At 31.5% G+C, this 22,799-nt stretch carries 25 protein-coding genes; 18 read left to right on the forward strand and 7 right to left on the reverse strand.

What is annotated here, in order from left to right; translation table 11 throughout:
• The first annotated feature begins 552 nt into the window (after nt 1–552).
• The 7 genes from QBK95_RS20095 (at nt 553) to arsM (ending at nt 5,810) form a co-directional block, all read left to right on the forward strand.
• Nucleotides 553–888: an arsenosugar biosynthesis-associated peroxidase-like protein gene (locus tag QBK95_RS20095; protein WP_066313279.1), complete on the forward strand. Its 336-nt coding sequence runs from the start codon at nt 553–555 to the stop codon at nt 886–888.
• Nucleotides 889–944: 56 nt separating this feature from the next.
• Nucleotides 945–2,000, forward strand: coding sequence for an arsenosugar biosynthesis radical SAM (seleno)protein ArsS (gene arsS, locus QBK95_RS20100; RefSeq protein WP_280936347.1), 1,056 nt, complete (start codon nt 945–947; stop codon nt 1,998–2,000).
• 11 nt (nt 2,001–2,011) lie between these two features.
• Nucleotides 2,012–2,695 (forward strand): TIGR04282 family arsenosugar biosynthesis glycosyltransferase, encoded by a 684-nt coding sequence (locus QBK95_RS20105; RefSeq protein WP_280936348.1) that lies wholly within the window; start codon nt 2,012–2,014, stop codon nt 2,693–2,695.
• 140 nt (nt 2,696–2,835) lie between these two features.
• Complete coding sequence (locus QBK95_RS20110; RefSeq protein WP_280936349.1) at nt 2,836–3,336, forward strand: rhodanese-like domain-containing protein; 501 nt, start codon at nt 2,836–2,838, stop codon at nt 3,334–3,336.
• On the forward strand, nt 3,324–3,950 hold the full coding sequence (locus tag QBK95_RS20115) for a TIGR04282 family arsenosugar biosynthesis glycosyltransferase (protein WP_280936434.1): 627 nt from the start codon (nt 3,324–3,326) through the stop codon (nt 3,948–3,950). The genes QBK95_RS20110 and QBK95_RS20115 overlap by 13 nt, the downstream gene beginning before the upstream one ends.
• On the forward strand, nt 3,943–4,755 hold the full coding sequence (locus tag QBK95_RS20120; RefSeq protein WP_280936350.1) for a purine-nucleoside phosphorylase: 813 nt from the start codon (nt 3,943–3,945) through the stop codon (nt 4,753–4,755). The genes QBK95_RS20115 and QBK95_RS20120 overlap by 8 nt, the downstream gene beginning before the upstream one ends.
• 86 nt (nt 4,756–4,841) lie before the next feature.
• Complete coding sequence (arsM, locus tag QBK95_RS20125; RefSeq protein WP_280936351.1) at nt 4,842–5,810, forward strand: arsenosugar biosynthesis arsenite methyltransferase ArsM; 969 nt, start codon at nt 4,842–4,844, stop codon at nt 5,808–5,810.
• Nucleotides 5,811–5,900: 90 nt separating this feature from the next.
• Here arsM and QBK95_RS20130 read toward each other — a convergent pair whose 3' ends face one another.
• The gene (locus tag QBK95_RS20130) at nt 5,901–6,080 is read right to left on the reverse strand and encodes a hypothetical protein (protein WP_280936352.1); all 180 of its coding nucleotides are present in this window, start codon (nt 6,078–6,080) and stop codon (nt 5,901–5,903) included.
• Between the two features lie 676 nt (nt 6,081–6,756).
• Here QBK95_RS20130 and QBK95_RS20135 point away from each other — a divergent pair.
• Both QBK95_RS20135 and QBK95_RS20140 read left to right on the forward strand, forming a co-directional pair.
• Entirely contained in the window at nt 6,757–7,506 is a 750-nt protein-coding gene (locus QBK95_RS20135; RefSeq protein WP_280936353.1) for a LytR/AlgR family response regulator transcription factor, read from the forward strand.
• A gap of 8 nt (nt 7,507–7,514) precedes the next feature.
• Nucleotides 7,515–9,008 carry a sensor histidine kinase gene (locus QBK95_RS20140; protein ID WP_280936354.1) on the forward strand — a complete coding sequence of 498 codons (1,494 nt, stop codon included), beginning with the start codon at nt 7,515–7,517 and terminating at the stop codon, nt 9,006–9,008.
• On the opposite strand, the gene QBK95_RS20145 is transcribed toward QBK95_RS20140, so the two are convergent.
• Nucleotides 9,005–10,225, reverse strand: a complete 1,221-nt coding sequence (locus QBK95_RS20145) for an NADH:flavin oxidoreductase/NADH oxidase family protein (RefSeq protein WP_280936355.1) — start codon at nt 10,223–10,225, stop codon at nt 9,005–9,007. The genes QBK95_RS20140 and QBK95_RS20145 overlap by 4 nt on opposite strands.
• A 262-nt stretch (nt 10,226–10,487) precedes the next feature.
• Here QBK95_RS20145 and QBK95_RS20150 point away from each other — a divergent pair, with 262 nt between their 5' ends.
• From QBK95_RS20150 to QBK95_RS20175, 6 genes are all read left to right on the forward strand, one after another.
• A complete protein-coding gene (locus QBK95_RS20150; protein ID WP_280936356.1) occupies nt 10,488–11,201 on the forward strand; it encodes a DUF547 domain-containing protein in 714 nt (237 codons plus the stop codon).
• Nucleotides 11,202–11,228: 27 nt separating this feature from the next.
• Nucleotides 11,229–11,939 (forward strand): TIGR04283 family arsenosugar biosynthesis glycosyltransferase, encoded by a 711-nt coding sequence (locus QBK95_RS20155; RefSeq protein WP_280936357.1) that lies wholly within the window; start codon nt 11,229–11,231, stop codon nt 11,937–11,939.
• 24 nt (nt 11,940–11,963) lie between these two features.
• The gene (locus tag QBK95_RS20160; RefSeq protein WP_280936358.1) at nt 11,964–13,079 is read left to right on the forward strand and encodes a helix-turn-helix domain-containing protein; all 1,116 of its coding nucleotides are present in this window, start codon (nt 11,964–11,966) and stop codon (nt 13,077–13,079) included.
• A 123-nt stretch (nt 13,080–13,202) separates the two neighbouring features.
• Nucleotides 13,203–13,604: a hypothetical protein gene (locus tag QBK95_RS20165; protein WP_280936359.1), complete on the forward strand. Its 402-nt coding sequence runs from the start codon at nt 13,203–13,205 to the stop codon at nt 13,602–13,604.
• 2 nt (nt 13,605–13,606) lie between these two features.
• On the forward strand, nt 13,607–14,095 hold the full coding sequence (locus QBK95_RS20170) for a hypothetical protein (protein ID WP_280936360.1): 489 nt from the start codon (nt 13,607–13,609) through the stop codon (nt 14,093–14,095).
• Nucleotides 14,096–14,106: 11 nt separating this feature from the next.
• Complete coding sequence (locus QBK95_RS20175; protein ID WP_280936361.1) at nt 14,107–14,679, forward strand: YceI family protein; 573 nt, start codon at nt 14,107–14,109, stop codon at nt 14,677–14,679.
• Nucleotides 14,680–14,820: 141 nt separating this feature from the next.
• Here QBK95_RS20175 and QBK95_RS20180 read toward each other — a convergent pair whose 3' ends face one another.
• Nucleotides 14,821–15,522, reverse strand: coding sequence for a hypothetical protein (locus QBK95_RS20180; RefSeq protein ID WP_280936362.1), 702 nt, complete (start codon nt 15,520–15,522; stop codon nt 14,821–14,823).
• 292 nt (nt 15,523–15,814) lie between these two features.
• Between QBK95_RS20180 and QBK95_RS20185 the strand changes: the two genes are divergently transcribed.
• The 3 genes from QBK95_RS20185 to QBK95_RS20195 all read left to right on the forward strand — a co-directional run bounded on the left by QBK95_RS20185 (nt 15,815) and on the right by QBK95_RS20195 (nt 18,254).
• On the forward strand, nt 15,815–16,681 hold the full coding sequence (locus QBK95_RS20185; RefSeq protein WP_280936363.1) for a helix-turn-helix transcriptional regulator: 867 nt from the start codon (nt 15,815–15,817) through the stop codon (nt 16,679–16,681).
• A gap of 66 nt (nt 16,682–16,747) precedes the next feature.
• Nucleotides 16,748–17,641, forward strand: a complete 894-nt coding sequence (locus QBK95_RS20190; RefSeq protein WP_348637351.1) for an NAD(P)-dependent oxidoreductase — start codon at nt 16,748–16,750, stop codon at nt 17,639–17,641.
• Nucleotides 17,642–17,648: 7 nt separating this feature from the next.
• Nucleotides 17,649–18,254 (forward strand): FMN-dependent NADH-azoreductase, encoded by a 606-nt coding sequence (locus tag QBK95_RS20195; RefSeq protein WP_280936365.1) that lies wholly within the window; start codon nt 17,649–17,651, stop codon nt 18,252–18,254.
• 155 nt (nt 18,255–18,409) lie between these two features.
• On the opposite strand, the gene QBK95_RS20200 is transcribed toward QBK95_RS20195, so the two are convergent.
• The 4 genes from QBK95_RS20200 to QBK95_RS20215 all read right to left on the reverse strand — a co-directional run bounded on the left by QBK95_RS20200 (nt 18,410) and on the right by QBK95_RS20215 (nt 22,696).
• Nucleotides 18,410–19,387 (reverse strand): alpha/beta fold hydrolase, encoded by a 978-nt coding sequence (locus QBK95_RS20200; RefSeq protein WP_280936366.1) that lies wholly within the window; start codon nt 19,385–19,387, stop codon nt 18,410–18,412.
• Nucleotides 19,388–19,450: 63 nt separating this feature from the next.
• Nucleotides 19,451–20,011: a TetR/AcrR family transcriptional regulator gene (locus QBK95_RS20205; RefSeq protein ID WP_280936367.1), complete on the reverse strand. Its 561-nt coding sequence runs from the start codon at nt 20,009–20,011 to the stop codon at nt 19,451–19,453.
• A 95-nt stretch (nt 20,012–20,106) separates the two neighbouring features.
• Nucleotides 20,107–21,390 carry a BamA/TamA family outer membrane protein gene (locus QBK95_RS20210; protein WP_445012641.1) on the reverse strand — a complete coding sequence of 428 codons (1,284 nt, stop codon included), beginning with the start codon at nt 21,388–21,390 and terminating at the stop codon, nt 20,107–20,109.
• 43 nt (nt 21,391–21,433) lie between these two features.
• Nucleotides 21,434–22,696 carry a POTRA domain-containing protein gene (locus tag QBK95_RS20215; RefSeq protein WP_280936368.1) on the reverse strand — a complete coding sequence of 421 codons (1,263 nt, stop codon included), beginning with the start codon at nt 22,694–22,696 and terminating at the stop codon, nt 21,434–21,436.
• Between the last annotated feature and the right edge of the window lie 103 nt (nt 22,697–22,799).

The raw sequence follows: 22,799 nt of genomic DNA on the forward strand, positions 1-22,799 counted from the left end.
GTTAATAAATATTTCTACAACCTTAACACTTATACTGATAAAATTACAACATTACAGTCTCAAATCTACTAACACGTTAATCTTAACATTGTATTTACAAATATTACAAAAAGAGTTATAATTAAAATAAATATCATTATAAACAACTGATAACAAGTCTTTTAAAAAAAATGTAGAATTGTATTTTATATCGGAACGGCCAAGTGATGTTTCAATTAGTATAGATTAAATAAATATACACCTGTGTGAAGTTTTCTTCCTTAGCATATAAAAGTTAAGCAGCTATTAGGTTTAGCAAAAAGGTATTATCTCTTAACATTAGCATAAAAGCTTAACAATAGTTTCACTCCAACAATCTATATCATCAAAATACAAGTAATGTGGGTTTAAAAACAATTTGAGGTGAAAATCACTTAATTATTTAACATTCCCTTTTATTTTACGGTCATAATTCTGACTTTAGTCCTTAATAAATAAAAATAAATTTGTTGTAAGTTTTTATCTTTATGAAACGACTAACAATAAATGCTTGTAATTAAAACCCGATACAGCATGTCTAAAACATATTATGATCCAGCGGATCTTAGAAAATTTGGAAAAATTACCGAATGGAGTGAAGAACTCGGCACTAAATTCTTTGATTACTACGGAAAAGTTTTTGAAGAAGGTGCATTAAGTGCTCGCGAGAAATCTTTAATTGCGCTCGCTGTTTCTCATGTAGTAAAATGTCCTTATTGCATTGATGCTTATACTAAGGATGGCCTTCAAAAAGGGATTACAAAAGAAGAGATGATGGAAGCTGTTCACGCTGGAGCGGCTATAGAAAGTGGTGCAACATTAGTGCACGGAGTACAGATGATGAATAAATATGAAAAACTCTCTATGTGATTAGATCATTTGTTTTGATTATGTAGTACTATTCAAAAAAAACAGAAAAATAATTTATGGCTACCAAGTCACTAAAAAATAGAAATAACGAATTAGCTGATTCTCATAGACAATTAGAAATCCTTAATAACGGGATTTTTGCAAATGGTGAGTTGCCAAAATTCGCAGATAAAATTGCTGAAATAGGTCATCATCCCCTGCGTCCTAACAAATTGGAAATATTACAAATCAATGTTGGGTATATGTGCAATCAGGTATGTGAACATTGTCATGTAGATGCAGGTCCTGATCGCAAGGAGATTATGACAAAAGAGACTATGCAACAATGTCTAGAAGTGATTAAGAAAACTGGAGCTCATACATTAGATCTTACTGGTGGTGCACCAGAAATGAATCCTAATTTTAGATGGTTTGTAGAAGAAGCTAGTAAAGCAGGAATCAAAGATTTTATTGTACGAAGCAATCTTACGATCATTAGAGCCAATAAAAAGTATTACGATCTTCCTGACTTTTTTAAAGAACATAATGTTCATGTAGTTTCTTCAATGCCACATTGGACTAGAGGTAAAACTGATAAACAACGTGGTGATGGGGTTTTTGATAAATCTATAAAAGCACTACAAGAATTAAATGAAAGAGGATATGGGATGCCAGACAGTGGTCTTAGATTAGATCTGGTTTACAATCCATCTGGAGCGTTTTTACCAGGAGATCAGGCATCCATGGAAAAAGATTTTAAAAAAGCTTTATTAGAAGATTTTGGAATTAATTTTCATAATTTGTTTGCAATTACTAATTTACCAATCAGTAGATTCCTGGATTACCTGATTGCTTCAGAGAATTATGAAGATTATATGTATGCATTGGTAGAAGCTTATAATCCATCTGCGGTAGCCAATGTAATGTGTACTAACACAATTTCAATAAGCTGGGATGGCTGGTTATACGATTGCGATTTTAATCAAATGCTAGATCTTAAAGTTGCGAGTAAAGTAAAGCATATTAGTGAATATAACGAAGAACTATTACAAAACAGAAATATTATTATATCTCAGCATTGTTATGGTTGTACAGCTGGTGCAGGAAGTAGTTGTCAAGGTACAACAGCATAAAATATAAGTATATGAATTTAAAAACCGCCATTTTAGTTTTTGCTAACTCTGCCCAAGAAGAGTTACAGCATAAACCTATTTTAGGTGGTGAAAAGCTGTTCGATGAACTTAACAAAAGAACACTTGCAATTGTAGAAAGTTCTAAACTTCCGTTCTATATATTCACAGAGAAAAATCAATTTGGAACTACTTTTGGAGAACGTTTTGTAAACGCAATACAAACCATATACGACCTTGGTTTTGATAATGTAATTACAATTGGAAATGATACTCCACATTTAAAAAAACATCATTTACTCGAAAGTGCAAGACAATTACAGAATAAAAAATTTGTCTTAGGTCCATCTACAGATGGAGGGTTTTATTTGATGGGATTACATAAATCTCAGTTTAATCCAAGTATATTTCTAAAACTTCCTTGGCAATCAGGACATATTGCTAAACGCATTTCTCTATTAATAAAAACTGCTAAAATTGAGGTAACAAAACTTCAGGTTTTGTTCGATATTGACACCTTCGAAGATCTTAAAACTGTATCACGGTTTGGTTTTAATCTTTCAGGTGTTCTTCAAAAAATTATTTATAAAATAATACAATATCCTGTCACTATATGGCAACATATTGTAATTATTAAAAACAACACCCTTCTTCGATCTTTATACAATAAAGGATCCCCTGTTTCACTCTCCTTTTAATAGCAAAATAACATTCAGGATTCTATAGATTTCAATAGAATGATCCTTAGATATCATATGATTGTACTATTCATACTATAGATCAATGATACTGTAATGAATAAAATATGCTACATAACGACTAATGGTACGTCATACAAATGAAGAAAACAACCTTTATATTAAGCTTTTTTTTATTGCCTTTTTTGATGATTGCTCAAGATTCATTAAATGAATTACTTGATCAATATAACAATGAAAGCATTCCATACATCTCTGTAACAGAATTAAGTGTTATTCAGGATAAAGTAATATTATTAGACGCACGAGAAATACAAGAGTATCAGGTGAGTCACCTAAAAGGTGCTATCTATGTTGGATATGAACATTTTGATATCAATATTCCTTCAATCAAAAACTTAAATAAAGAGGCTAAAATTGTAGTGTATTGCAGTTTAGGTGTTAGATCAGAAGATATTTCAGAAAAGCTCAAAAAAGCAGGTTATAAAGATGTTCATAACCTTTACGGAGGGATTTTTGAATGGAAAAACAAAAATTATCAGGTAATCAATACAAAAGGAGAATCTACCGATAATGTACATGCCTTCTCTCCTCAGTGGAGCAAGTGGCTGCTTAATGGAACAAAAGTATATACACAGTGAAAGAAAAAAACCTATTAATAATTTTTACTCGAAACCCAGAACTGGGTAAATGCAAAACTCGTTTGGCAGCAACCATTGGAGATCAGGCTGCTCTAGAAGTTTATGAACTATTGTTACAACACACAGCATCTATTACAGAACATCTTGCCGTTACGAAAGAAGTACATTATTCTACAAGTATTGGAGAAAATGATGTATGGGACTCCTCCAAGTATTATAAAAAACAGCAACAAGGAGAAGATCTTGGAGATCGCATGTATAAAGCATTTGCCAATGGTTTTGAGGCTGGTTATACTAATATTATTATCATTGGAAGTGACATGTATGATCTCAATCAGGAAGATTTAGAACATGCTTTTAGTGCTTTAGCAACGTACGATTATGTTATTGGGCCAGCAGAAGATGGAGGGTATTATTTATTAGGAATGAAAAACTTAAATAAACAAGTTTTTAAAAATAAATCTTGGGGAACAGCCACAGTACTTGAGCATACCTTAAAAGATTTACAACAAACGAATATCAAATTATTAGAAGAACGTAATGATGTAGACTATTATGAAGACATAAAAGACATCTCAGTTTTTCAACATTTATTAAGCTATCAGAATGACTAAACAAATTGAAGAAACAACAGAATATCTAAAAGAAAAAGGATTTCACAATCCTGAAATAGGTATTATTCTAGGAACGGGATTAGGCCAATTATTAGATGAAATAGAAATTATTAAAGAGGTAAGTTATAATCACATCCCTAATTTCCCTACAGCAACGGTAGAATTTCATAAAGGAAAATTGATCTACGGAATATTAGAAGGAAAAAAAGTAGTTGTAATGCAAGGGCGCTTTCATTTGTATGAAGGATACACATTACAGGATGTAACATATCCAGTAAGGATTATGCATCAATTAGGAATCAAAACACTATTGGTTTCTAATGCTTCTGGAGCAATCAATTTAGGCTTTAAAAAAGGAGAATTAATGCTTATTGATGATCACATAAATCTACAAGGAGGTTCTCCTCTGGCGTTTAAGGGAGTCGAAAAACTTGGGACTCGTTTTACAGATATGAGTGCTCCATATGATGCTAAAATTAATGCCAAATTAGAATCTATAGCCAAAGCAAACGATATTAATCTACATAAAGGTGTGTATGCATCCGTAGTTGGTCCACAACTAGAAACTCGTGCTGAATATAAATACCTAAAAATAATTGGAGCCGATGCCGTTGGAATGAGTACCGTTCCTGAAATTATTGTAGCTAATCATCTTGATCTACCTGTTGCAGCCGTATCTGTTCTAACCGATGAATGTGACCCAGAGGATCTAAAACCAGTTGATATCGATGAAATTATTGCAATGGCTGGAAAAGCTGAACCAGAAATGATCCTTTTATTTAAAGAATTAATAAAATCCCTCTAGATATAATAAATTAAGTATTCACAACTTCATAAAAGAATGTAGCATATTATACTGTTATTTCTACATTGAAGAAAACAAAAAAAGATATGAGTTATTTAGAAACCACTCACGACGTATATAAAGAAGCTGCATTAACCCCAGACATTGGTTTATGCTGTACAACAAATCCTATTTGGGAGTTACCTGGATTAAAAATCCCGAAAATAATGCAGGAAATGAATTATGGTTGCGGTAGTACTGTAAATGCACGTGACCTTACTAACAATCCAAAAACTTTATATGTAGGAGTTGGAGGAGGAATGGAATTATTACAATTCTCGTATTTCTCCCGTCAAAAAAATGGAGTAATCGGTATTGATGTAGTACAAGAAATGTTAGATGCTTCTAGGAAAAATTTTAAAGAAGCTGAAGCTCAAAATGATTGGTTTAAAAGCGAGTTTGTAGATCTAAGATATGGAGACGCACTCAATCTTCCTGTAGAAGACAATAGTATTGATGTAGCGGCTCAGAATTGTTTATTCAATATTTTTAAAGCTGACGATTTAAAGAAGGCAATTGAGGAAATGTATCGTGTACTAAAACCGCATGGGAGATTGGTAATGAGTGATCCAACTTGTGAGCAACCCATGAACGATACATTAAGAAATGACGAGCGATTAAGAGCCTTATGTTTAAGCGGTAGTTTACCTATTGCTGCATATGTAAAAGCATTAACTGATGTAGGTTTTGGGACAATAGAAATTAGAGCACGTAAGCCATATCGTATTCTAGATCCTAAAAATTATGATACAGATGAGTTAATATATATCGAATCTATAGAAGTTGCAGCTATTAAAGATCCAATGCCCGAAGATGGACCTTGTATCTTTACAGGTAAGGCGGCTATTTATTATGGTGATGAAGATTACTTTGATGATAAAAAAGGCCACATATTACTACAAAATCAGCCTATCGCCGTTTGTGACAAGACCGCTGGTGATCTTGCTAATCTAGGAAGAGATGACATTTTCATTAGTGAATCTACGTATCACTATGATGGTGGTGGTTGCTGCTAGACAGAATAAATTATTAAAAAAGGATTAGGAGCGTGTGAAAATACGCCCCTAATCCAAACTAGTACGTAAGGTTAAATCTTATTACCCCTATTAATAATAGAAACAACCTCTACTTGTACATCTTCCTGCATAACATTGATTCCCTCCTCCTTGACAACATAGGCCTTGGATTTGAGTACAAGGTTTCCAACCTAAACCTCCCTGAAGCGATTTTTGTTCGGCTTTGTCCAATTCCTGAACCCCTTCGATTTTTAAAATGTTCTTTAACATAATTGTGAGAATTAAAAAGTTAAATAAAATGTGTGCTTGAACATTTATAGACACTCAAGCATTGTGTCTGAGCTTACAAGAATATTTTCCAATCAAAACACTGATTGATTCCGTTTGACTGATTTTTCGAGGTTAGTTATTTCGTTCTAAAAGAAAAAAACCAATACGTTTTAACCGATTAGAAATAGACATCATCAAACGCCTATGCACTATCATTAATTAAAGTAATTGGAATTTTTCTACTATGAATTGAAGATCAAATTGGCTTTCTTTAATATGAAAGATTATAGAATCAATCAATAATGGTTTTATTAGATTGTACATTTTAAAGGATTAGGTTTTAAAAGATTTAAAAAGAGTTTATTAAAAAAACTAAAAGGGGATAATCTTATAAATCGCACATAAGGAATAACCCCTTTTTAGTAAATACATAAACTCATAACTTATGCCATATCTAATTCAAAAATCTAATAATCAGATAAATGCCGAATAGTTACAGGACAAATTTTAGAACAATAAAATTGCATTTCAACTGCGAGTTTATATTTGGTCTTTTACAATTCATAATTAGCAGTTTATTAAAGAAATCAGGAAAAAAATGGTAGGTTTAGATGCAGAAAACCTGTAAGTTATTAGAATAAATTAATTAGTATTGTAGGAACTAAACCTAAATAAAATGTTAAAAGCCATCATAATTGACGACGAACAATTAGCAATTAACACCTTAAAATGGGAAATAGAAACTAATTGTAAAGAGGTAGATGTGGTATTTTCTTCTAATAACCCAGTAGAGGCAATACAAGCAATAAATGAGGTCAAACCAGATGTGTTATTTTTAGATATAGAAATGCCAGAACTTGATGGTTTTCAGCTTTTAAACCAATTAGAATTCAAGAGTTTTGATCTTATATTTACTACAGCATACGACAACTACGCGATCAAAGCTTTTAAACTGAACGCTATTGATTATTTGTTAAAACCTATAGAGAAACAAGAATTGGTGCAGGCAGTTAATAAAGTGGTCGTAAATAAACAAAACGAAACACTTGGAGATAACCTAAAGTCATATATAAAACACAACTTAGAATTACTAGACACAAATAATGCTAAAATTGCATTACCAATGGAAAAGAAAATAGTTCTGGTTGATCAAAAAGAAATTTTGTATTGTGAATCTGATGGCAGTTATACCCAAGTATTTCTTGACAGCGGAATTAAGCATGTAATCTCTAAAAACTTAAAACAATTATCCCATCAATTAGACGATAATTACTTTATAAGGATCCATCAATCCTTTATCGTAAATATAAATTCGATTAAAGAATACTACAGAGGTGATGGAGGTGAAGTTATTCTTCTGAATGGTAAAAATATACCAGTGTCTAGAAGTAAGAAAAATGAATTACTTAAACATATTCTTAAATAAATTATTTTTTGAAAGACTACGCATACTTATCACAGATTCTATTTTTTGGATGGACATTAGGAGCAATCTTTTTACTCTCCACTATTAATTTTCTTATATACTTAAAAGTAAAGGAAAAAAGTTTTCTGTATTATTCGTTATATGCAATATTTTTAAATATCTATATAGCTTTTCAGGCTATGCCTCTAATTCATGAGTCTCGTATTATTTATGGAATACCGCTTACCACGCTTATTAATTGGCCTGTGCAATTTGTTTATTATTTACTTTATACGCAGTTCATTAGAACATTCTTCAATTTTAAAAAGAACAACCCTAAACTGGATAAAATAATACTACGGTTTATCTGGTCAATGGGTATCATTTGTTTAGGATACACTCTTCTTAATTATTTCGTATTGCATACTCCAACAAGAAGTATCTCGTACAATTTTGAAAAATTTATACTCTTTTTCTATATCCCTGTTTTTGTTCCTTTTGCTGCATATGTACTATATAAAATATTTAAATCCAATGATCCAGCCAAGCATTTTATTATCATTGGATCGACTATTTATATCTTATCTGCCTTGATATCTATGTATTTTTCGGTCACTAAAAAAGTAGATTTTCCTCTAGTATTTTTTATGATCGGTGTTCTCATCGAGTTTATCTTTTTTGCAGTTGCATTAGGAATCAAAGTATATCAGATATTTGAACAAAAAAACGAATATCAAATAAAACTTATTGATCAATTAGAAACCAATAAAAAGTTGGTAGAATATAACAATCGTATTCTTAAAGATAAAGTTGAAGATTTTACTAAAAAAGAAATAGAATTAGAGTTCAAAAATAGTATTAACAGTCTAAAATCTAAAGTATTTAGAAGTCAAGTAAATTCTCATTTTATCTTTAACATATTAAACTCTATAAAAGCGAGTATCATTAGTAATAATAAAGAAAATTCTATAGATTACTTAAACAAGTTCTCTAAACTGATACGAAATATCCTTAATCATTCTTTAGAAGAATATGTGTCACTTGAAAAAGAAATAGAAATCACTAAACTATACGTACTCTTAGAGAATCTTAGATTCGAAAATCAGATTGATTTTACCATGAAAATCGATGCCAACATTGTATCTACTAATAATATCAAAATTCCTCCTTTTATATTACAACCTTTTGTAGAAAATTCAATTTGGCATGGGTTAGCCAATAAGAAAGGAAAAAAAACAATTAAAATCCATATTGCTAAGTATCAACAAAAACTTAAAATAACTATTCAGGATAATGGAATCGGAATGCTTAAGTCGCTGGAAATACAAAAAAACAAAAGTATTAAACATAAATCCTTAGGAATTGATATTACCAAAGAACGTTTAATTCTTTTTGCTCAGAACAGCATTGAGGATTATAATTTGGTTTTTGAAAATGTTGGTCCTGAAAATAACTCTAAAGGAACCAAAGTTATTATTGAATTACCGCTTAAAAATACAGCGCCTCTTAAAAACCATTCTTAGGATAATTTCTTAGCCATTGCTTTTCTAAATTCATAAAGCACCAAAAACATAGAACACCACAAAGGATTCATGTTGGTTTTTAACCCTTTTCCTTTAGAAAAACGTATCAACTGTCTAGCATAGAAGCCACCTTCTGCAGCATCTTCAAATTGTTTTAATCCTGTACGCAAAACAAGATTATTTAAATGTGATAATTCTCCTTTTAAAAACGAAGAAATATCTTCTCTATTGGTAATAAACGGGCGTGCCATACCGATAAGATCAACCTCTCCGTTTGATAATACTTCATTACAAAAATCATATGACCTAAAACCACCAGTAATCATCAAGGGCAATTTACTTACTGCTCTTATTTTCTTTGCAAAATCAATAAAATATGCCTCCCTTTGTTTAGTACTTTCTTTAAGTTCAGAGCCTTCCTCATTCATCAAGAAGAAAGCTAACTTTTCATAAGTTCCTCCCGATATTTCTAATAAATCAATTTTTTCTTGATCTAACATTTTTACAACTTCAAGCGAGTCTTCTTCAGAAAATCCACCTCTCTGAAAATCCGCAGAATTTAGTTTTACCGAAATAGGAAAATCTGCAACAACAATTTTTCTTACTTCTCTAATAATAGTAATTAATAGGCGACTACGATTTTCGAGACTTCCTCCCCAATGATCAGTTCTAAAATTAGTATTAGGTGATAAAAACTGACTTAATAGATATCCATGTGCAGCGTGAATTTGTACTCCAGTAAACCCTGCTTCTTTTGCTAATTTTGCTGCTTTGGTAAAACCTTTAATCACATTCTGAATATCTTGCTCAGTCATTGCTTTGGGTTTACCGAAGAGTCCCAATTTTTTCAATTGCACTTCTGAAGGAGCTAAAGGTCTAGCAGTGCCAAATCTATTTGTTTGCCTTCCTGAGTGCGAAATCTGAACCCAAATATGATTGCCTAACTTTTTGCCCGATGCCGCCCAACTTTTTAATTTAGGTAACATCTTATCATCATCAAAACACACATTTCCTGCAGATTCAAGATGCGTACGATCTATTACAACATTGCCAGTAATTAAGAGACCTGCTCCAGTAAGAGCCCAATCTTCATATAACTGTTGGTGGCCTTTAGTAGGTTCATATTTCCTATTACTAATGCGTTCTGTCATAGCCGATTTCACCAGCCTATTATTCAAGGTTACTCCACAGGGAAGTGTTAAAACTGTACTAATCATATAAAAATAGTTCGATTACAATGATACGGAATAGGATGCTAATTCACAATACTTGAAAAATAAAACCTTACCAAAATTAGAACCTAATCACAAAACTTATGTAAGGTATGGCACAAACTTTGGACTAAAGCCAGGTGTTTATGAATATTTATTAAAAGATTCCGTTATAAAGGAAGATAAAAAATTAAATTGAAATTTAACAACCTTATAAATTAACCAAAAGATTAGATGAACCTGGAGATATCTCCAAAAAAAATTAAAAATGAAGACCCCTAAAATAATTATATCCTTAGTACTACTTTTAATTTCATTTCAAATAAAAGCGCAGGAAAATTTAGATCATGCTGTGTGGGACCAAATTTTATTAATTAATGTTTCTGAAGATGGTAAAGTTGACTATAAAGGATTCATGAGAGACAGTGCAAAACTTTATGAATATTTTACATACCTTTCTGATAATCCACCTGCAACCAGTTGGAGTAAAGAAGAAACATTAGCTTATTGGATTAACGCATATAATGCCTATACTATCAAACTAATAATAGACAATTACCCTTTAAAAAGTATCAAAGAGATTAAAAACCCTTGGGATAGAAAGTTTTTTAAAATCAATGGAGTATTACATAGTTTAAATGAACTAGAACATAAAATTCTCAGAAAATTAGGTGACCCAAGAATTCATTTTGCTATTAATTGTGCTTCCTTTTCTTGTCCTATTGTATGGAACAGAGCCTTTACTGCAAGAAACGTAGATAATGCGCTTGATACCCTTACAGGAAACTTTATCAACGACCCTCTAAGAAACACTATTACAGAAGACGTTGTAGAAGTGTCTAAAATTTTTAGTTGGTTTAAAAAAGATTTTAAGGTAGATGGAGAAGATGCTAAGGCATTTATTAATAAGTATTCTAAGGTAAAAATAGATAAGCAACCTAAGAAAGGGTATAAAAAGTATAATTGGAGTCTAAATGAGTAGTGTTATATTCGCATAAAACCCTAGCTTTTGAAAATATCAATAATCATCCCTATATTAAACGAGGCAGCTACTATTAGTAAGCTGCTTTCGCATTTGATACATGCTGCTAGTTCAAAAGACACTATTAAAGAAATTATTGTCGTAGATGGTGGAAGTACAGATGAGTCCAAAGAAGTCATTCAGGGATTTGCTAAAGAACAAGAAACAACAATTAAATTGGTTTTTTCTGAAAAAGGTCGTGCTAAACAAATGAACAAAGGATCAGCAGAAGCATCTGCAGACATTCTATACTTCTTACATGCCGACTCTTTTCCTCCTAAAAACTATGATCAACATATTATACAAGAAATCAATAAGGGCAATGAAGCGGGATGTTTTAGAATGAAATTTGACTCCAATCATTGGTGGCTCCGTTTTCTTGGATGGCTTACACAGTTCGAAAGTAAAAGATGTAGAGGAGGAGATCAAAGTCAGTTTATTACAACATCTCTATTCGAAGAAATTAATGGCTATGACGAGTCTTATGTTGTCTACGAAGATAATGATCTGGTAGATCGACTTTTTGCTATTGATAAATTCGTTATTATACCTGAGTATGTTATTACTTCTGCCAGACGTTACAGAGAAATTGGGGTATGGCGATTACAGTACCATTTTCTAAATATACATATGAGAAGATGGTTAGGAGCTTCATCAGAAGATTTATATCGTTATTATAAGGAAAAAGTTGTTTCTTAAATCTTCTTCTTTATCTTTAAGGAAGTGGAAACTATAGAAATACTCTTAATTATATTACTTTGTATTGGTGCCATTCAAGGAATTATCTTTGGTGTTATTTTATGGCAAAAACAAGGTGTCCATTATATCGCCAATAGATTTCTTGCTTCTATATTATTCTTTTTCTCTTATCGCCTTATCGTAGAAACCTTAAATATTTTTGGACTAGGTCGATATGATTTATGGTATCATATATTATTAGAATACAATTGGATTTATGGTACACTAATCTATTTTTTTGTAAAAAGCTATGTGAACCCCGCATTTAAACTTTTAAGAAAAGATTGGATTCATTTCCTTCCTGTACTTATAGAATTTGTCTGGAGCTTTTTTATAAAAACACAAAATTTTTATTGGGATGGTACCCGAGAAAGTCTTTCGTGGCTAGGATATTGGGGCTATGTTGTTTGGATGCATTATCCTACAATGTTTATCGTTTCTGGAGCATTAATCATCTTTTATAGTATTAAAGCCGAAAAAATACTTGTTAATATTTCTGAGGTAGAAGGATTTAAAATTATTAAAGAGAAGCTTAACTGGATAAAGAGAGTCATCTTAGTAATGAAAATATTCTCCATCATATATGTGTTCGGAATATTAATTGACTTTTTCTTCTTTAATTTTGCCAGTAATTTTTTCTATGGACATCCTGTATTCATAGGAATGGCAATTATCACCTATTGGTTAGGTCTGGAAGGTTTTGCCAGAAGAAAAGAAAGTGCATTCAAACAAGTTCCTACAATCACTGCTAAAGAGAAAAAACAGCTAAAAGATATAGGTAAAACCTTAGAGATTAAAATGAAGAAAGAACAACTCTATAAGGATCCTGAGCTTACACTGGCTTCTCTCTCGAAACAACTCGCTGTAAAACCTTATTTGGTAACTAAATGTTTAAATACTATTTATCAGAAAAAGTTTAATGATTATATAAATGAACTTCGTTTTGAAGAAGTAAAAAAATTACTTAGTAATCCCAAAAATGATAATTTTACCCTTCTTGCATTAGCCTATGAAGCAGGTTTTAATTCTAAAGCTTCTTTTAACAGAACTGTAAAGAAAATTACTGGAAATCCCCCAAGCTATCTAAAATCTCAAACGTAAAGGTTTCAATTAAAAAATTGAAACCCTGACTTCACCCAAAATTAGTCTCATTTAGCAAATTGAAACGATTTTTTTCTGTTTTTGATCAATATTTGTTTCATACAAATTCTAAAATCAAAAAAAATGAAACAGACTACGTCTTTAAAACAATTCTCTTTTATCATTCTTTTTCTTTTTTCATTCTCAAACATTGCTCAAGAAAATGATAAGGATATACAGCTATTAATTGGTGAATGGCAATTAGATATGAGTCCTCAAGATAAAACAGACACCAATTATGCTATGATGCGTATAAATAAAGTGAATTCTAATTCAGTTCATGGAACATTTTATAGAGAAGGAGTTAAAATAAAAGAAGGAAAGATTAATACACAATCAGATGTTATTTATGTTGCTTTAATCTCTGGAGACAATAGTGGTACCTATAATACAAGTTTTTACTATAAAGATGGTAAACTATATGGTTCTACGCATGCTGTGGATAGAGGCTTTTTGGCAGTTTGGATTGCAGAAAAAATAAAGTAATTATGAAAAAAGCAATTCTATTTTTAGCGATTTTTTGTTCCCTATCCATGTATGCACAAAGGAATTATGGAACACCAATACAAGACGAATTACCTGAGAAATTAAAAATATTACGTAAAGCAATTGAGGTAAACAACTTTCCTAAAACCATTGATCCAATTAAGATTGACAATCAATATTATTGGAAGCACAATACAGCTATTTTATGTAAAGAAAGTGAGATAACAATTATCGAATTTGGTGCATATCTATTTTATAACAATACGTGGAATTTAAGAAAATCATACCCGTTGAAGGAGTTAAACAAAAACTTCGGTACTAAAAAAGAAGTAATGAAACAATCCCAACCATACACTTGGGCGAATAATTGGCGTATTGATCGTTCAGTTTTTGGAGGATGGGCAATGTGGTATTTCATAGGTGTTACCAAAAAAGGTGAAAAAGTCTGTGGGTATGAAAAAATCGAAACAACAAATTCACTCTTAAACTAAAAACATCTAAAATGAAAACATTGAAGACAATCATTATCGCCATTTGCTTCACTATTGGAATACAAAAAATCCATAGCCAAAATTATAAATTAGATAAAAAAAACTCTACACTATTCTGGACAGGAAAAGCAGCATTTAGTTCCTACTCTTTAAAAGGATCAATAACACTTCAACAAGGAACTATTTCTATTACAAAAAGTACAATCTCATCTTTACATTTGATCATCGATATGAAAAGTATAGATCATGAAAATAATGATCTAAAAAATCATCTGAAGAATGAGGATTTTTTTGAAGTAGAGACCTATCCTGAAGCAGCGTTTTCTACAAAAAATGCTACACAAATAAACAATACCAATGCTATTCTTAATGGAGTGCTTACCATTAAAGGAAAAACGAACTCAGAAAACATTCCTGTAACCCTTGAACAAACTGAATCTGGGCTTATTCTAAAATTCAATTATACCATTAACAGAACTAAATACAGTGTTAACCATAATTCACCAAGTATTTTTAAGCGTATGAAAGAAAATGCCATTGCAGATGAGTTTATACTGCAAGGGACAATTGTATTTACACAATAGATTTTTGACCGAAAACTAGCAGATCAAATTTCTAAAACTAAACAATTCATCAGATAAAAATTTATAAGTAAGGATAGGAAAGTCTCCATTTGAGGTTTAAAAATGCTTTTCCAATACACTTTATTTTTTGTTACGCATTATTTATTTTTCAAGTTTCGACCAAATGATTAAAGTCGTTCCAATAATATATACAATTATCGAGGCATATCTTGAGAGTTTTGCTCTCTTCTTCAATTTAGAGAGCTTTTTTGAAGCTTCATTGTTCCTAATATTGGATAATTCAATAATCTTCGGGTAAAACTCAGGAACCTGTGGAAGAATATCCCTTTTATATGTTGCGATATAATCTGGAATTGCTTTGAAGTCACTTAGGGTCGTGAAATCATTGGAAACATTCAATTCTCTTTCGGCTGCTCTTTCAAGTTTTCGATAACGTTCGACTAAATCTCCAACACCTCTCATTGTATATTGAATTTCCTTATGTGTATCGTTTTCATCATCTAAGGCTATTGATAAAGCGTTTACCTCAGCCGTAAAATCCATTAGTTCATTGACCTGCTGAGCGTTCAGCCGTGTCATTGAAAAATCGTTTCTGATAAGTTCAATATCCTTATTAGCATGTTTCCCCGCTCTAAATTGAGAAGCATCCTTATCATTTGGATTTCTTTGTATTACTTCTGCTGCTACAGAGTTTACCATCGACCTTACTTCGTGTAACGTATTATACAGCCTAAACGTACCATTTGCAGAATTTAAAGATTGTTTTAAATCCTTAAAGTTTTGATGAATGGTATTTGTCAATACCCAACTTAAAAAAATTATAATTCCACCTATTGCTTCCATAATTTAATGATGTCTAACAATTGAAATAGTTACCCTGTTAACTATATTTCTATTTTATGGTTATTAATAACCATTTACAAACGTATAATAAACGTTTATTTCTGCGGTTATTTTGGGTTTTGATTCTAAAAATAGCGTAAAATCCCCCAAATAAAAAACTCGCAAGGGCTATTTGTTAGTACTATGAATTTGAAATATAGAAAACACTCAATCCGATAAATTTGACCGAAAATCACTACTTTTAACAAATACCGTGATTTGGGTTTCCAGATTCTTTAGATTTTTGTGTGTTATGAAAGTAGTACCTCAAGCATTTTATCAGCATCCTAAAATTGAAAAAGTATTGATGGATGGTCTGTCTTGCGTAATTTTAAAGAATGTACAACAAGTTGACCTACAGAATCAACGTTATCTGGCGTCTCATGCATTAACTCTAGTTTTAAATGGCGGATTACGTATAGAAACGCCCGAAGGAGATTTAACCATTGTACATAAAAATCAGCTCATTCTTTTACCCAAAGGATTATACTTAATCTCTGATATTATACCCGAAAGTGGGTCCTTTGAAGCTGTAGTCTTCTTTTTTGACGAAGGAATTACAAGTGAATTTTTGACCAATTTTGAAAGCTGTATTCTTGAAAATTCATCAAAGATGTTAGTATTGGATTATAACCAAAACTTAAGACTGTTTACAGACACCTTGATTATGTTGTATAGAAACAAAAATCAACACCAATTTACCAAACCTAAACTATTAGAATTACTCCATCTAATAAGTATCTCAACAAGAGGAAACGAATTTATTGCCATATTACAACAGCTTAAAAAAAGAGCCAAAAAAAATATAAAAACCTTTATGTCTGAGAACTTTGACAAACCATTAGATGTTGAAGACTACGCATACTTAACTGGAAGAAGCATCTCAACCTTCAGAAGAGATTTTAAATCTAAATTTGGAGTGTCCCCAAAAAAATGGTTGATACAAAGACGACTGGAGAAAGCAGCAATTTTACTACAAAAAACCAATAGTTCTGTTACTAATATTGCTTTAGAAACAGGGTACGAAAATACATCACATTTTATTAAAGTTTTTCAAAGTAAATTCGGGATTTCTCCCAAAAAATTTCAGATTAAGTATAGAAAATATATTCTAATCTAACTTTTTGACCGAAAAACACAACTTTTAGTTTTTTTGAAAATTTACCCCTTTAATTTTCAATGACATTTGTATAAAACTAAATATATACAAATGAAAAAAATAGGATTTATAGGCCTTGGTATCATGGGTTGTAATATGGCAACTAATCTTCAAAAAAAAGGGTATCGGTTAACGATTTATAATCGAACTAAAGAAAAGGCAACAGAACTCATACGCCATGGAGCCATTTGGGCCAACACCCCAAAAGAAGTTGCTAAAAATTCAGAAATACTAATTACAATGCTTTCTACTCCAGAAGTAGTTCAAGAAGTTGCACTTGGAACCAATGGGTTTCTAAAAAACATGAATAAAGGTTCTATTTGGATAAACTCTAGTACTGTTAATCCTTCTTTTACTGTAAAAATGGGAGTTATTGCTCAAAAAAACCACATTCGCTATTTGGATGCTCCCGTTGCTGGAACCAGAGGTCCTGCTGAAAAAGGTGAACTCTTATTTCTAGTAGGTGGTAAAACAGAGGATATTCAAGAAGCTTCTCCGCTATTTGACATCATGGGAAAAAAAACTTTAAGTCTTGGCAAGATTGGAAATGGAGCATCTATAAAAATGCTTATCAATCAACTATTGGGTCAATCTATGGTAGCATTTACTGAAGCATTGATTATGGGTGAGGCTATGGGAATACCCAAAGAAACATTGTTTAATGTCTTGTTAAACACACCAGTCGTTGCACCAGTCATTACGGCTATTCGTCCGAAACTGGAAACTAATAATTATGAGGCTAATTTTCCATTAAAATGGATACATAAAGACCTTCATTTATCAAGTATTTCGGCATATGAACAAGAAATCACCGCTCCTAACTTAAACATTACTAAAGAAATATTTGCCCAAGCTAAACAACAAGGTTATGGCGAATTAGATTTTACATCAATATATCAATACTTACACACTAAAAAATAAAATTATCATGAAACTTTTAAGAATAGATGCTAGTTCAAGAACTGAAGGATCAGATAGCCGTATGGTTGCCGACCAATTTCAACAACAGTGGTTACGATCTAACCCAAATGGAGAAGTAATCATTCGAGATTTGATAAAAACTCCAATCCCACATATTAACCAACAAACAATTGAAGGTTTTTATACACCACCAGAAAATTTCACAGAAGAATTAGCAGATGCAACGAGTCTATCAGATCAATTAATCTCTGAATTAAAGAACACTAATATATTGTTGATAAGCACACCAATGTACAACTTCGGAGTTCCATCTGCTCTTAAAGCATGGATCGACCATATTGTGAGAATTAACGTTACGTTTGGTGTTACTGAAGAAAATGCTTTTTTTGGTAAAATCCAAGATACGAAAGCTTACATAATTACTACTGCGGGAGCAGTATATACTTCTGAAGAAATGAAGGCTTTAGATTTTCTACAACCCTATTTACAAACTGTATTAGGTCTAATAGGGATCACTGATGTAACTTTCTTATCTCTACAAGGTACAACGATGGACACAAATTTCTTTGAAAAAAGTAAAGCAAAAGCTGTTTCTATTATCCGTACGATTTAGCCAGTTAAAATCAATAAAGAAATATAGCTGTCTGAGCTTGTCGAAGACGATTTTGAAAATTCAGAGGTTAAAAACTTCTACAAGCTCATTTTAACAACATTTGTATGCTTTTCTGACAGCTTTATTTGATCACTGCAATCTCTAAGATCTTAGGATTATTTTATACCATTCTTTTTTAAGAATTTTAGAATATAATTTGCTATTTCATCTCCCTTCTCTTCCAATGCAAAATGTCCCGTATCTAATAAATGAAATTCAATGTTTTTTAAATCTTTTTTATATGGATATGCTCCAGAAGCAGGAAAAATCTGATCATTTTGACCCCAAACGACTAGTGTAGGTGGTTGATATTCTCTTAGGTATTTTTGCCATTTAGGATACAATGAAATATTAGTTCGATAGTCATAAAACATAGCTAATTGAATTTCATTATTTTCTTTTCTTGAAATGTGTCTTAAATCTATCTCCCAATTGTCTGGACTAATTTTAGTTACGTCTTTTACTCCATGGGTATATTGCCATTTTAAACCATCTATATGATGAAAACCTTCAAGAGGTTTTCCATTTTCTAAAGAAGGATCTGCCCAATATTTCTTAAGTGGATTCCAAAAATCTGTAATTCCTTCTATATATGCATTACCATTCTGTACAATTAATGATGTCACTCTATTGGGATATTTTGTAGCAATTCTATATCCTACTGGCGCACCATAATCCATAAGGTACACACTAAATTTTTTAACCTCTAATTTCTCTAAAAAACCTTCAATAATTAATGCCATATTATCAAATGTATAATCAAACTCGGATAATAGAGGTTGTTCTGACCTTCCATATCCAGGATAATCAGGTGCTAATACATGGTAATCATTAGATAAATCAACGATCAAATTACGAAACATATGGGATGATGTTGGGTATCCGTGTAATAAAAGAATTGTTGGTTTATTTTTAGAACCTGCTTCTCTATAAAATATTTCTATCCCTTGTACCTCAACGGTTTTGTATGATGTAGATTTAGAAGGATATTCTGCTGTTATACTTGCTTGCAATGCCTCATTTGTAAATGAATATAATGTTACTGAGCTAATTATTGCTATCGCAATTACTAATTTAATTTTTAATGTTCTCATAATATAAAGTTTTGTAATTGTTAATTTACCGAACGTTCGGTAATAAATTTTGGTAAAAAATATTTAATTGTTATATAATTCTTTTATGTTATCCAAAGCATCTATAAACAAAGTATTATCAGACATAGCATTAGCTACAACTAAACTCCCTTGTATATTAATAAGTCCTTGTCTGGCGATTTTTGATGCCTTCTCTTTAGAAAATCCAAAGTCCAACCCTAAAGCTGCAAAACTTGCAATCCAACGAGTCATTTCGTTTTTTATTTCTTCTCCAAAAATTTGCATTCCCGTTTCCATAGAGAGCGCTCTAAGTACACAAGTCTCATTACCATAATCATACAATTCACTGATCTTTACTACTACCAATTCTAATCTTGACTTTGGGGATATACTTTGATCGGCTAGTATACTGTATAAATTTTTCTGTAACCAATCCGAAGAATATGACAATACCGCTAATCCTATTTCTTTTTTCCCTTCAGGAAATCTATGGTACAAGCTTGCTTTTTTTAATCCTGCGCCTTCGGCTAGTTCATTCAGACTTGCGCCTTCATAACCTTTGGTCCGAAACACTTGATTAAGGCCTTCTATTAATTGCTTATCTTCTACTTTTACGGGTCTCATAATGGTACAAATATAAAGGTTTATGGTTTTTTACCAAACGTTCGGTAATTAATTAACTCATTTTTAACACACTCATATATTTTATACTAAATTAATTAAAAGTATTGTCCAATACCAAATACAAATCCATTAGTTGAATCTTCAGTAACGCCATACCCATAATCTATTCTAAAAATAGCATTAAAAATACGTTTGTGCATAAAACGCAATCCTACACCAGGATACACTCTAAAATTTTGAGTATCGCCAAAATCCCCAAAATCACCTCCTGGATTTCGCCAACTACCACCATCTACAAAAACATTACTTTGTAATACAAACCAATCTTTATCATATAAAGTATGTCTATATTCTGTATTGAGTACGATTACTCCAGTTCCTCTATCTATAGTATTCCCGACACCTCGAATATTTAAATTATTATCCACAGCAAAGGGAGCAAACGGAGAATCATCATTGGTTGCTAATCCTAATCGTAGTCTAGATGCCCAGTTTCCTTTTTCTCCTATTCTATGGTAATACAAAAAGTCGTTCCACCCAATTAAAAAATCTGGTAGTACATTTTCGGTACTAATTACATATTGAAAATTAGCAATACTTCTAAACCCCGAAACATACTGAAAATCATAATCTAGATTGTTATACTCATATATTAGTTTATACAATAATTTATTTACATCAAAATCCAAAGGAACATCAGGACCCGTTGCTCCTCTTTTATATCTATAATCTTCATTAAAGTAATTTACTCCAAGCTCAATACGATGATGAAAATTGAATTCGTATAGCCCTAATAATTCATAAGATGTATTATTATATTTATAATCTGCTGTCCCCGTTTCTAAAAACACAGGCTCCTGAGTAGTTAGGTTTTGATAATTAAAGGCTAGACCTAATTTACTACTAAACAAATACGGTGCTCTAAGATTGGCTCCATAAGAGCTATAGATATCATTTTGATAAAAGCCTCCAAATGTGATATTCTGCCCAAAAAGGTTAAACTCATACAGGCCAACTCTAAACGCAAATTCATCGTCGTTAGTAGTATATACATTGGCACTAGGAATAATTGTAAAGTTTTCCTCGATACTATAGAATACGTTATACTCACCTTCATTTTGAGCCTTAAATACCTGATAATATGCATGAGCTACAGAAGGTAATCTTTTAATTCGTTTAATATCATTTTCTATGGCCAGAGAGTCTAGCACTGTACCTGCTTTAACTTTTGCTATCTTTTTGATAAACGATGCTCTTGTTTTTTTGTTTCCTTGTACTTTAAGATCTGTAACTATATTTTGTTGCGCAAATCCACAAAAAAACATCACTAATAAGTAAGCGGTAATGGATAGTTTTTTTCGTATTGAGTGTTTTATCATGTTTTCTAAAAAATCAAAAAATAAAGTTCATTATTATTTACAATTAAAAATATTGACCAATCCCGAAAACAATTCCATTACTGGAATCATTTCCTATTCCATATCCATAATCTAATCTAAACACAGCATTAAAAATACGTTTGTGTATAAAACGGATTCCCAATCCAGGATAAAAACGTAACGTACTACCATCAACCAAGCCCGATAAGTCTCCTCCTGGATTTCTCCAAGTTCCAGCATCTATAAAGGCATTACTTTGAATAACAAACCAGCCTTTTTCATATAATGTATGTCTATATTCAGTATTTAAAACCATAGAAGCTGTTCCTCTATCTATGGTGTTTCCTGTTCCACGAATATTAAGTTGATTATCTACTGCAAAGGGAGCAAAAGGCGACTCATCATTAGACGCAAAACCTAATCTAAGTCTATTTGCCCAATTTCCTTTTTCTCCTATTCTCTTAAAATATTCGAAATCATTTCTTCCTATAAAGGAGTTTTTTAAAAATTCATCACCTCCTGTAACAAATCTAACATCCAACAAGCTCCTAAATCCAGACACATACTGATAATCTATGTTTATATTATTATACTCGTACTCTCCTCGATATGCAATTTTCTCGGCGGACAAACTAATGGGTATTCCTGTTGGTAAATTGCCATCTAAAAAATCATATTCTTCTTTCGAAATATTAACTCCGATTTCGGCTCTGTTATGAAAATCAAACTCATATAGTAGATTTACTTCCAGTGCTTTACTATCGAATTTATAATTTACTGTATTATTTTCAAAAAAAACTGGTTCCTGAGAAACTAAGTTTTTATAATTGATCCCAAAACCGAACTTATTGGTAAACAGATATGGAGCTTCCCAATATCCACCATAAGAATCAAAAACATCACGTTGATAAAAACCTCCTAATATTTGATTTCTTCCCAATAAATTAAATTCAAATAATGATACTCTAAAAGCAAACTCACCATTAGTAGCGGTAGCTATATTAAAGCCAGGAATAATCGTAAAGTTTTCTTCTATCTCATAGGTAATTGTATAATTCTGATTTTGATCCTTTTTAATATTATATGTTGCATTTGCTATTCCTGGTAATCTTTTTAAACGTGCTATATCTGTTTCAATTCTTAACGAGTCGTATACTGAACCAGGCTTTATCTTGGCCAATCTTCTAATAAAAAATTCTTTAGTTCTTTTCAATCCGTTAATTTCTAATTCTGATATGGTGGGTTGTTGTCCCCAAATATTACTGCATACCAAAAAAACGATCATCATTAAGATCTTATTTTTCATATTTTCTTTTTCAAAAACCTTCTTATAAAAAAGGTGCGCATATTAGAAAAAGGTAGTACATCCCTTAAATGGTCTATATAAATCTTTTTCAACAAATATAATT

The sequence above is a fragment of the Aquimarina mycalae genome, assembly GCF_029906345.1.
In the GTDB taxonomy this organism is placed as follows: Bacteria; Bacteroidota; Bacteroidia; order Flavobacteriales; family Flavobacteriaceae; genus Aquimarina.